Below are 11,161 nucleotides of genomic sequence, written 5' to 3' on the forward strand. Positions count from 1 at the left end.
CGGCCCCTGCTAAACGGTGCCCTCAAGCACCTGAGAGGGCACAGGTTCTGCCTGCAGCAGACCGACCAACAACCCGATCGTGGTATCCAGCCCTTCTACCCCGTGCGCCAGGTGAAACTCGGCGAAATGCCGGGCCCGCTCCAGGCACTGCTGATAGTTGCCCTGGATCCAGACTACCCGCTCGGCCAGCTCTGCAGCCGTGGTGACACGCTCGCCCAGGAAGCGCTCTTGGGAGAAAATGTCGTGATGTTCACCCGCATTGACATAAATGACCGGGCGCCGCGCCAGCGCAGCCTCGATAACCGCGTTAGACATGATGTTCACCACGATCGAAGCCTGCTCCAGCGCTGCGGCCAGACCGACTCCGCGGTCCAGGACCTGCACGTTGGGCAGTGCAGCGGCCGCGCCGTGCCAAAACGGCACCTGACTACGGGGATGCGCCTTGATCAGCATCTGGTACTCCGGGTGCTGCGCCGCCCAGTCGCGCAGCAGGGTGTAGGTTCGCTGGTAACCGCGCTCCTTCTCTTTGTCCGGGCCGACGCCCAGGACCAGCAGCACCTGTCGCTCGGGGTCGGGCGGCGGCAGGTCGTAGGCAACGTCAATCATGTGCGAACCGGACAGTACCGCATTCGAACTGCCGAAGCGCAGCGGGCGCGACTGCAGGGCCTCCAGCGAACTGCGACCGAACATGAAGTAGTAGTCGTAGTCGTTCATGCCCAGACGTCTCGAAGACTCGACCGTGGTCGCGTGCGCCAGGTGCACCAGCAGCTGATGTCGCCGGTTCAGCGCCAGACGCAGGAAAGGTGCGTACAGGCTGCCGTTGCGGTCGTTGAGCAGAATCTTCGGCTGGTGGTGGGCCACCAGCCACTCGGCATGCGCGGCATAGCCAAAATAGCGCAGCGGCACCGGCTGCTGCGGATGCTTGAGCAGACGCTGGGCAAGAATGGTCTCTGGCACCTGCAGTGCGGTTTCCACCAGTGAGTGACCACTAGCGCGCAGGGCCGCAATCAGCAGTTTCTTGCGCTGCAAGGCAATGACTTTGGATGCCGACTGCAGCAACAGGAAATCGCAGGGCTCGGCCACGACCTCGGCCGCCAGGCGCGCCTGCGCCCTCCAACCGAACATCCAGTCTACGCAAGCATCACGGCCAAAGCGCAAGAGGCTTCCCAGCCAGGAATGACGCTCGCGCAACCGCCGCCAGCGATAGCGGTCCAGCGCATGAGCCTTGTCGGCCCAGCTGTTGCCGGAAACATCCAGGATCATGCGGACCTCAACACACAGCAGCCATAGCCCTTCGCCAAGCAAGCCCCAATGACCATGGATGTAGTCTGCTTGCTGTCAACGTACGGGGCCTCGGACAAGGTATGACCGAGGGCGCCATAGCCAATGGTCACACCGGGAAGGATGGTGCCGTTCGAATAGAGCCAGACGTCACTGCCAATCACCACATCGCCACGACTGAAGACATGGCCCTTGAAGTGCTCAGCCTCAGGCAGCATTGCAGGGAACGGGTAAGTGGTGACCCAGTCGGCGCGGTGATGCCCCCCCAGGAATATCTGCACACCTTCGGCTATCGAGCAATAGGCGCCAATGCTCAACGTCGAGCCTTCCTGCCAGTCGTGTACCAGTGGTAAGCCGTAGCTCCCCGTGCCGAACGCGAAGCCCGGGTAACGCTGGCGAAAGCGCGCCCCTCCCCGCTCGATCCTGGGCAGCTTGCGAATGGTGCGCCTGGCCCGTTTAGCGAAAAAATCCTGAATCCACCCCACACTGGTTCCTCCGCCGCTATTTGGCACTTGAACGAATACCCAGCGCGCTCTTCACGGCGTGCCCCGCCCAGCGCATCAGGCCTCGAAAGGTTTTACGGTTCCACCACTTGATCGGGATGGCGGCCAATAACTCTCGCGCCAGCACAGTGTCGCGGTTGGCGGTTTTAAGAAACATCGAGTTGAGCGCCTTGTACTTCACGGCTTCATACTCGGGGTGATCGCTGAACAAGGCGAACGTGCGCAGAATGTTGTCGATCATGAAGCGGTTGTTCTTATAGGTATTGGTCGCGTGCTTGCGGTAGCGCGCCATCACTACACCCAACCCATCGATGTAATACCCGGCCCGGGTGATCTTCAACTCGATCAGCAGGTCCTCCAGGCGGATGCTCGGATCGAACCCACCTACCTTTTCCAGCGCCTCGCGACGAATCAACAGGGTGGGGGCCGGCGGATAGGGCTTGCGCTCCAGGAACATGTCGTCGAAATCCATGCGACGAAACGGCACATTCCGTCGCTGACGATGCACCGGAAACAACTCACCGTTCGAATCGATCAATTCGATATCACCGGCACAGATTCCCACTTCAGGTTTGTCCACCATATGCGCCACCTGAATCGCAATACGATCGGGCATCATGATGTCATCGGAGCCAAAAGGGGCAATGAACTCGCCCTTGGAACGCGCAATTGCGCCGTTGAGGGTATTGGTCAATCCCTGGTTTTCCTGCACCCGGAAATCGAAACCGTGTTCGACCTGCAAACGGGTGATCCGCTCGACGCTGTCGTCCGTGGACCCGTCATCGATGACCAGCAATTCGATGGGGCTATAGGTCTGCGCCAGTACGCTGAGGATACTTTCCTCAATGTAGAGGCCATGGTTGTAGGAAGCGATAATCACTGTGACCAGCGGAGAGTGACTCGTCATGCCAGCTCCTTACCCGCCTGACGCAGCCCGGACTGAATAAGATCCAGGTACTCCTGACGGAACACCTCGATATCATGCTGTTCTTGCAAATAACGGTAGGCCTGATCGCCTTTGGTTTTGAGGTCCTCGTCCGAAAGCCCCAGATACGTATCCAGCGCCCTGACAAGAGACGGGACATTCGCGGGCTCGACGGCAAGACCACCAGCGCCCTGAACAAGCGGAAGCATGGCAGGCACATTCGAGGCAATCACCGGTAAATGGCCGCTCATGCCTTCGAGTAATGCCAGGCCCAATCCCTCAGCCAATGAGGGCATAGTCCAGATATCAAACGCACGAACATACTGCAGGGCGTTTTCCTTGAACCCCAAGAGATGCGCGCGGCCGCTCAGACCCAATCGCTCAATTTCACAGGCCAACCGCGCTTCTTCGCGACCGGCGCCGATGATCGCCAGCTGTGTCTGGGGATATTTGTCTTTGAGCGCGGCAAAAGCCTGCAATAAATAGATATGGCCTTTAACCGGTACCAATCGCCCAAGCGCACCGATCAGGCGCACCGATGGATCAATCCCCAACAATTCGCGCGAACGCTCACGAGAGTGCTGCAAACCTTCAGCCTGCTCGATATCAATGGCATTGGTAATGGCATAGGTATTGTGATCAGTGAAGCCACAATCACAATCCAGCAAGTACTGTTTGACCGCTGGCGACACGCCAACAAAACGCCAGTGGCCGTCGACGCGGCTCTGGACCTGACGCCGCCGGTAAAAACGGTCGTACTCGCCGAAGCCATGAGAGATGCCGATACACAATGGTATTTTCAGCCAGCGATTAAGTTGTAGCAGCATGTTCACCGGCTTGAAGCGGTTGCAAATGACCACATCAAACTTTTCTTTTCGGCAAAACTGATACAGCCGCCACATGGCTCGCAGGCGCATCCCCTTTAGGGATTTGTCGGAGAATTCGAAATAGACTGAACGAGCGGCACGGCTCACAGCCTCGCCCTGCCCCGGCCGACCGCGCAAATATGCCGCTGTCACGTCAAAACGTTCTGTCGGCAGGGCTTTGACGATCTGCTCCGCAAGGTCGGCAAAATCGTGCGCTTTAACGTTGTAGTCAGGCTGCAGCTGCAGGACCTTGGAACGCTGATTCATAGCTCATCCCCGATGAAAACCTGTTACATCAATGACCGAGACCGGCTCGGCAGCCAGGCTTTACCCGTGTTGTTTTATTTAAGCTTCAGCAGCCAGAACAGCTCATGACGCCTGACAGCCTTGCGGAAAAACTCATTCTCTCCGAGAGGCGACGGCGCTCTGCCAGCCAGGAGCCACTGTATCGAGCGGCGCAAGCGACGCTTGAACGGCATTCGCGGTTGCAGGTCATGCATCATCTCCAGCGCCATGGCTTTATCGTGCTGCTGCGCGACAGACAAAGGCAAAGAGCACGGTTGCAGCACTTGCGTCGAGTCGAACACCGGCGGCAAGGCGATGCCGGCACCTGAGTCGCCCATCGGCCAGCGATCATTGTCATGCAGGTGATTGGCGTATCCAAGCAAGGTTGTAGGTTGCCAGTCCAGCCCCTGCAACGCTTCCAGCACTGCAGCCTGAGCACAGAGGTGGTCCGGGTGCGGGTCCAGCGACGGGTGCGGCAACACAATGACTTGCGGGCGGGCTTTGAGCAGCAACTCGCGCAAATCGGCCAGCAGATTATTCCAGGTCGGTGCGCCGTCGCTGTCGCCGGGCAGGGAGAACGGGTTCAATTGGCGGAACAGCCGGATATCGCTCAAGTCCGCTTCCCGGGAGGCGACTGGCTGATCCGGCGCAGCCTGCATGGCAGCCAGTTGCAAGCAGAAATACCCCAACTGCACACAATGCGCCTCGGGCACCCCCGCCCAGCGCGGCACGGCAATGCTGTCCCAGGCACGCAAGCGGCCCTTGATTCGCGCTGCATCGACAGGGCTCAGGCCCATGTGTTGATAGTGCTCAGCTTCGATTTCACCGGCCGTCAACGTGACGATCCAGGCTTCATCGGCCTGGCTGTACAAACCGAAGGCGGCCAGCTCGGCATCGTCGGCGTGAGGCGCAATGACCATCACCCGCTGACGGCGGCAATCCACAGACTTGAATGACCACAACGTCGGCTCACCGAGCAGTCGGCAAAAGCGTCCGTGAAGGTGCAACTCGCCGTTCGCCAAAGGTCCGGCCAAGCCACTGAGATTGAGGTAGCGCAAGCCATTCACGCCGCGCTCGAAGGTCTGTCGGTCCGGGCCCTGGATACCCAACAGCTCAACGGCCGGGTCCAGGAAACGCCCCAGCCAGTGACTCTTGACCTGGATCGCCAACACCAGGGTTTCGTCGCCCGTCAGGCCCGATGAGTCGTCCAGCAGCACGCGCCCACCGTCGAGGCGGACCTTGAGCTTTTTGCTGTCAACCGGGAAGCCGTAGTCGTAGTCATCTTTGGCCGAGTAGAACAGATGGTCGGCGAACCATGCCTCGTGGGCCACCCAAGCCAGTACGCCGAGCAACAACGGCAGCCACCAGGCTACCAGCACGCCAATCGCGATCAACAGCACCAGACCGATCAGCAGGCCAATACGCTTGTTGCGCCGATGGCGCTTGAGCAATTGCTGTTTGCGACTCATACCTTGGCTCATACCTCGAACACCGGCACAGGGTTGCACCAGCGGTCCTTGTATTCCCGGTCGGCGCGACCGAAGGAGAATCGCAGCGGTTTGCCGATCGCCCGTGCGTGTTCCCAGGCGCTTTGGGTGTTGAGGAAACTCAGCACGCTACCCGGGCTGAACTCACGGGTCTCGGGGTCGACGCCACCGTTGATGTACTCGACACTGATCCACTCGGGGGCTTCGACGCGGTAGACCAGTTGAATCGCAATCGGCGCATCGTTGAGGAAGATCACCGAGCCGATCAGCAGTTCGCGCAGCAGCTCGACCACCTCAGCCATACGCTCGGCGCCAGTGGCAGGAAAGCCCCAGCGACGCTGGAACAGGTCGCAATAGATAGCCGCCAGCTCGCGACTTGAAAACTCGCTGACCGGACGCACCACCCCGCCGGCCTCTTCCAGCAAACGCAGTTCGCGGCGCTGGTTGTAGCGAAATTTTTTCGACAGCTCTTCAGGGGTGCGGGCCATGGCCAACTGTTCGGCTTGCACTTTGAGGGCGGCAAAGCGGCCTTCATTCAGGGCCGAGAGGTAGCGCCCGCGGTGGCGCAGGGGAACCTGCGCATCGGCGGCAGCCGGGAGGATCAACTCAGCATTGCCGAGGTCGAACAACCCTTTCTTGCCGCTGCGCTTGAGCACATCCTTGGACAGAGCCAGGTCGCGGCCCCAGGTCGGAATCGCGGCTTTCAGCTCACCGTTTTGCTCCCAGGCCAAATAGCGCACGGGGATATCGGCCAACTGAGCCAGACGTTCAACGACCAGCGGATGGGTCGCAACACTACCGCCAAACCGTTGCCAGGCATCGGTGTAAGTCGACGCATCGACAACGGACCAGCCGCGTTCGCGCCAGCCTTTAAATCGGTTGAGCATCAGGTCCTCGCGGCCAGGTCGGTGACTTGTGGCAAACGCCAGAACGCGTCGCGCACCGCCCGATCCGAGAAACACTCACGCAAGCGATCGAGCATCAGCTCGGCGCAGACCTGACGCTGCTCGTCGTTCATGTTGGCAAGACGCTGCAGTCCTTGGGCCATGAGCTCGGCATCGCCCAACGGAAAAAGAATGCCCACGCCTTCGACCACTTCCTTGGCCCCACCGCAAGCGGTCGCCAGCAAGGGCACGCCGGCAGACATGGCCTCCAGCAGCACCATACCGAATGGCTCATGGTCGGAGCTCAGGGCAAACACATCAAATGCGCGAAAATAGCGCCGCGCCCCAGGCACCTGACCGAGGAACAACACGCGATCACCGATACCCAGTTCGCGGGCCAGCTCTTTGAGGTCCTGCTCCAGGCGACCGGTACCGAGGAGCGCCAGTTGGCTGTTCGCCGGTAAACGCGGTAATGCAACAGCAAAGCCCTGCAACAGCGTAGCCTGATCCTTGTCTGGATGCAGCCGCCCTACGTTGCCGACAATCCAGGCATCCGGCGACAGGCCCAACGCGTTACGAGCCTCAAAGGCCGGCAACTGACTGGCCTGCAAGACCTCGATATCGATGCGGTTGTAGAGCGTCTGAATCCGGCCAGTCGGCCAGTTCGGCAGGCAACGACGCATGTCATCACGTACCGCGTCGGACACCCCAAGCAGGCTCAGGCGCTTACGGAAAATATGCGCAAACAATTTGCGGGTACGCCGCTGGTAATCACCAAATGCGTGATGCACGCCGATCACCGGCAATGAGGTACCCAGCAAGGCGATATAGATCGGTTTGAAACGATGAGCGATGCAGAAACTGAAGTTACGCGACGCGACAATTTTGCGCAGATCGCGAATCGCGCCCAGCTTCAGGCCACGAATGGCCTTGGAGCTGTACTCCATGAACAGCACGTCGTCGGAGCCGCAGCTCGCGGCGACGTCGGCATCGGCAACCCCGGTCAAAAAGACCGTGGTCACCCGATAGCCGGTCCCTGCGAACAGGCTGGCGTATTGCCGGACACAGTCCAGGAACGGCCCGTCATAGCCGTGACAGAACTGCAGCACATGACGCTCAGCCGAGCGAGTCATAAGCGTCCACGCCGTCTTTGACCACCAGAATGTCTTCCATGATCAGGTACTGTAGGTCGGAACCGAAGAACATGTTCAGGGCGTCGGTCGGTGAGCAGATCATCGGCTCGCCACGGCGGTTCAGCGAAGTGTTCAGCGACACGCCGTTACCGGTCAGCACTTCCAGTGCTTTCATCATGTCGTAGTAGCGCGGATTGTACTCGCGCTTGAGCACCTGGGCGCGGGAAGTACCGTCTTCGTGGACGACTTCCGGAACACGGGTTTTCCATTCCTCGGACACTTCAAAGGTGAAGGTCATGAACGGCGCTGGGTGATCGATCTTGATCATCTGCGGTGCAACGGTGTCGAGCATCGACGGGCAGAAAGGCCTCCAGCGCTCGCGGAACTTGATCTGATGGTTGATCCGGTCAGCCACGCCAGTGGCGCTCGGGCAGCCAATGATTGAACGACCGCCCAACGCACGCGGACCGAACTCCATACGGCCCTGGAACCAGGCTACCGGGTTGCCGTCGACCATAATTTTGGCGATGCGCTCCGGGGTGTTGTCGATCTGACGCCAGGCTGGCTTGCTCGGGTGACGGGCACAGGCGGCGATCACGTCTTCGTTGCTGTAGGACGGGCCGAGATAGACGTGTTCCATCTTCTCCACCGGTACGCCACGAGCGTGGGAAACGTAGGCTGCTGCGCCGACCGCGGTACCGGCATCGCCGGACGCTGGCTGAACGAACAGCTCCTTGATGTCGTCACGAGCGATGATCTTCTGGTTCAGTTTGACGTTCAGCGCACAGCCGCCAGCGAAAGCCAACTTGCCGGTTTCCTTGAGGACGTCGCCCAGGTAGTGGTCAATCATCTGCAACGCCAGTTTCTCGAACAGCGCTTGCATGCTCGCGGCATAGTGGATGTAAGGTTCGTCAGCGATGTCGCCTTCGCGCTTGGGACCCAGCCACTCGATCAGCTTCGGTGAGAAGTAGAAGCCTTTGCCCTTCTCTTTGTAGCGGCGCAGGCCGATAACGTTGGCGTAATCGGTGTTGATCACCAATTCGCCGTTTTCAAAACTGGCCAGACGCGAGAAATCGTATTTGCTGGCATCGCCGTACGGCGCCATGCCCATGACCTTGAATTCGCCGTCGAGCATCTCGAAGCCGAGGAATTCAGTGATCGCGCCGTACAGGCCGCCGAGAGAATCCGGATCGAAGAACTCTTTGATTTTGTGGATTTTGCCGTTTTCGCCATAACCGAAGAAGGTCGTGGCGTACTCACCCTTGCCGTCGATCCCGAGGATCGCGGTTTTCTCTTTGAAACCGGAGCAGTGGTAAGCGCTGGAAGCGTGAGCCAGGTGGTGTTCAACCGGTTCGATCTTGATTTTCTTCGGATCAAAGCCCAATTGTTCCAGGCAAAAGACGATCTTGTTGCGATAACGCTTGTAACGGCGGTTGCCCATCAGAATCGCGTCGAGGGCGCGGTCCGGGGCGTACCAGTAACGCTTGGCGTAGTGCCAGCGAGCCTTGCCGAACAGGCTGATCGGAGCGAATGGAATCGCCACCACGTCAACGTCGGAAGGTTTGATACCGGCCTGTTCCAGGCAGAACTTCGCCGATTCGTAAGGCATGCGGTTCTTTGCATGTTTATCGCGTACGAAGCGCTCTTCTTCAGCGGCCGCAATCAGCTTGCCGTCGATATACAGGGCTGCGGAAGGATCATGGCTAAGGGCGCCGGACAGGCCAAGAATCGTCAATGCCACAGGGGTCTAGCCTCTATTAGTCTGCATGCAGGCGGCGGGCGCCTGAGAAAAATGTGTCCTCGCAAAGCGGCGAGAAACAGCTAAAGGGCGAGATTATAGCGTAAAAGCAGTGGCAAGCCTCTAGCGGCAAGCTTCTAGCGCTTGGCTCGCCACTCAGCGAATATCAATGTTGCCATCGGTACTTTGCCGATAAATCGTGTAGGGCAGTACAAGGGTGTCGAAAACGCCTGACACCAAAAAGTCAAAGTACACCCAAGGCACACCGGATATCGTCACTGCCCCCATGGAATCAGGCGGCCCGTTCAACACACAAAAATCGTAGGCCACCCCGCTGTAGACGCGGGGGATAGACTGACAATAGGTTTTTTGTTTCTTGAGATCGCGGGCCGCCTCAGCATCATCTTGCAGCACCGTACTAACGGTACCGCAGCCAGCCAGGGTCAGTGAGAAAACGCCGAGCAAAACAGCCACTTTATTAGTCAAAACCTGCCCTCCGAGAACGTCAGGCAAGCTAGCACCACGGCTATTTACACTACAGGTCATGACCTCCCCAAGTTACGTAGGAAATGTCATAACAATTAGTCGCCCATATGGCCCTCTTCGCGGGTAATCGTCCTGGGCAACCGCTGATCAATCACTTGATACAACGCGCTGCTCTCAGGCCAGTTGCGCATAAACCGTGCACGATCCCGCGCGTAGGCCGGGGCGAAGCTGCTGGCCGAGTGGTGCTGACACATTGAGTCCAGATCAATCAACGCCCAACGATCGTGATGCCAAAACAGGTTATGGCCTTTGAAATCGCCGTGACTGATACGTTCGCGGATCAGCTCGGCGAACAAGTCATCCAGCGCCTGCAACTCGACCTGCGGCGCGTCACCGGTTTCAACAAACGGCGCAAAGCGCTCGATGATGTCCGGCCCGGGCAAGTACTCGGTGATCAGATAAGCACGACTGCGCAGCCAGAAAAAACGCCGCTCCAGCAACGCCAGCGGCTTGGGTGTGGCAATCCCCAGGAACGCCAGGCGATTGCCTTCGCGCCACGAATGCCAGGCCCGGCTCGGGCGCCAAAAGCGCTTGAGCCAATGGGCGAAGCCTTTGATGTTGTAGCGCTTGATTACCAGCGAACGACCAGCTACTTCAACCCGCCCGACACTGGCGGCGCCGCCGGTTTTGTACAAGTACCCCTGATCGAGCAAGGCATCGGCCTGATCCAGCACTGGCAGCATCGCCGACTCTTCCTCGCGACGAATCGCCCGCAATATGAACGCGCCACACTGCACGCTGAACAGTGTGCAGTCACGGCCGACCTTGTTGAGGATGTCTTTCAGACGCCAGCTGCGTACTTTGCTCACCTGTTTTTGCAGTGCTTCCAGCGGCAAGGCATGCTCGCCATTGCTCAATAGGTAATGCACCAACAACTCTTCGGTGAACGGCTCGAAAGCCTTCGGCAGTTGCGCAAAAAAGACGCCGAGGTTTTCCAGGACTTTTTGCCGAGACAGCGGCTTACCCGCTTGCTCGACGCAGATCCCTGCACCATCAATCAAATACAGCTGACCTTGATGCCGCAGCAGGTTGTCCAGATGCAGGTCTTCCTGCCATAGGCCTTTGCTGTGCAGTTGACCAATGACCGTCAACGCTTCAGCCAGGACCGCTTGCTGTTCGTCGGCCAAAACCGGCAGCACTTCGACACGCGTCCAGGCATCGCCCAGACTTTCAGCCCCGTCGAGAAAATCAAACAGCAACCAGCCACCTTCGCCATCCTTCAAGCCGTCGGCCAACAGCAGCGGCGTGGTCATGCCTTGAGCTGCGAGCAGACGCACGCCATCCAACTCACGCTGGAAGTGCCGAGCCGCCTTGCTGCCCACCAACAGTTTGGCCAGGACCGTGCGCCCGCGCCAAACCCCGGCGCCGACATAACGCTGTCCTGGCAACACCCGCAGCAAGCTGAGGAGTTGCAATTGGGCCGGGCCCGCAGCATCCGCCAGCTCCAGACTCAGCGGCAGATTTGGCGTGCGGCCCGCATTCTTCAACTCAGACAAACGCATCAGTGGGTCTC

10 protein-coding genes are annotated in these 11,161 nt (G+C 59.2%); all 10 read right to left on the bottom strand.

Annotation, left to right across the window (positions count from 1 at the left end; genetic code table 11):
* Positions 1-9 precede the first annotated feature (9 nt).
* Complete coding sequence (locus tag ACZYSM_RS00945; RefSeq protein ID WP_489067957.1) at positions 10-1,263, bottom strand: capsule biosynthesis protein; 1,254 nt, start codon at positions 1,261-1,263, stop codon at positions 10-12.
* Positions 1,260-1,766 (bottom strand): LbetaH domain-containing protein, encoded by a 507-nt coding sequence (locus tag ACZYSM_RS00950; RefSeq protein ID WP_489067959.1) that lies wholly within the window; start codon positions 1,764-1,766, stop codon positions 1,260-1,262. The genes ACZYSM_RS00945 and ACZYSM_RS00950 overlap by 4 nt, the downstream gene beginning before the upstream one ends.
* Before the next feature lie 16 nt (positions 1,767-1,782).
* Positions 1,783-2,691, bottom strand: a complete 909-nt coding sequence (locus ACZYSM_RS00955; RefSeq protein ID WP_489067961.1) for a glycosyltransferase — start codon at positions 2,689-2,691, stop codon at positions 1,783-1,785.
* A complete protein-coding gene (locus ACZYSM_RS00960) occupies positions 2,688-3,842 on the bottom strand; it encodes a glycosyltransferase (protein WP_489067963.1) in 1,155 nt (384 codons plus the stop codon). Before ACZYSM_RS00960 ends, ACZYSM_RS00955 begins: the two co-directional genes overlap by 4 nt.
* A 74-nt stretch (positions 3,843-3,916) precedes the next feature.
* Positions 3,917-5,329, bottom strand: coding sequence for a PIG-L deacetylase family protein (locus ACZYSM_RS00965; RefSeq protein WP_489067965.1), 1,413 nt, complete (start codon positions 5,327-5,329; stop codon positions 3,917-3,919).
* An 8-nt stretch (positions 5,330-5,337) separates the two neighbouring features.
* Positions 5,338-6,234 (bottom strand): antimicrobial resistance protein Mig-14, encoded by an 897-nt coding sequence (locus tag ACZYSM_RS00970; protein WP_489067967.1) that lies wholly within the window; start codon positions 6,232-6,234, stop codon positions 5,338-5,340.
* Positions 6,234-7,364, bottom strand: coding sequence for a glycosyltransferase (locus ACZYSM_RS00975; protein WP_489067969.1), 1,131 nt, complete (start codon positions 7,362-7,364; stop codon positions 6,234-6,236). The genes ACZYSM_RS00970 and ACZYSM_RS00975 overlap by 1 nt, the downstream gene beginning before the upstream one ends.
* Positions 7,348-9,105 carry a carbamoyltransferase family protein gene (locus ACZYSM_RS00980; protein ID WP_489067971.1) on the bottom strand — a complete coding sequence of 586 codons (1,758 nt, stop codon included), beginning with the start codon at positions 9,103-9,105 and terminating at the stop codon, positions 7,348-7,350. Before ACZYSM_RS00980 ends, ACZYSM_RS00975 begins: the two co-directional genes overlap by 17 nt.
* Positions 9,106-9,258: 153 nt before the next feature.
* Positions 9,259-9,588, bottom strand: coding sequence for a YceK/YidQ family lipoprotein (locus ACZYSM_RS00985; RefSeq protein ID WP_489068273.1), 330 nt, complete (start codon positions 9,586-9,588; stop codon positions 9,259-9,261).
* Positions 9,589-9,683: 95 nt separating this feature from the next.
* On the bottom strand, positions 9,684-11,150 hold the full coding sequence (locus tag ACZYSM_RS00990) for a lipopolysaccharide kinase InaA family protein (RefSeq protein ID WP_489067973.1): 1,467 nt from the start codon (positions 11,148-11,150) through the stop codon (positions 9,684-9,686).
* Positions 11,151-11,161 lie beyond the last annotated feature (11 nt).

The sequence above is a fragment of the Pseudomonas sp. F220 genome, assembly GCF_057813935.1.

Bases quoted from the DNA above. Each gene is read 5' to 3' on its own strand.
- ACZYSM_RS00945 (WP_489067957.1), bottom strand. From the start codon at position 1,263: ATGATCCTGGATGTTTCCGGCAACAGCTGGGCCGACAAGGCTCATGCG.
- ACZYSM_RS00955 (WP_489067961.1), bottom strand. From the start codon at position 2,691: ATGACGAGTCACTCTCCGCTGGTCACAGTGATTATCGCTTCCTACAAC.
- ACZYSM_RS00960 (WP_489067963.1), bottom strand. From the start codon at position 3,842: ATGAATCAGCGTTCCAAGGTCCTGCAGCTGCAGCCTGACTACAACGTT.
- ACZYSM_RS00965 (WP_489067965.1), bottom strand. From the start codon at position 5,329: ATGAGTCGCAAACAGCAATTGCTCAAGCGCCATCGGCGCAACAAGCGT.
- ACZYSM_RS00970 (WP_489067967.1), bottom strand. From the start codon at position 6,234: ATGCTCAACCGATTTAAAGGCTGGCGCGAACGCGGCTGGTCCGTTGTC.
- ACZYSM_RS00975 (WP_489067969.1), bottom strand. From the start codon at position 7,364: ATGACTCGCTCGGCTGAGCGTCATGTGCTGCAGTTCTGTCACGGCTAT.
- ACZYSM_RS00990 (WP_489067973.1), bottom strand. From the start codon at position 11,150: ATGCGTTTGTCTGAGTTGAAGAATGCGGGCCGCACGCCAAATCTGCCG.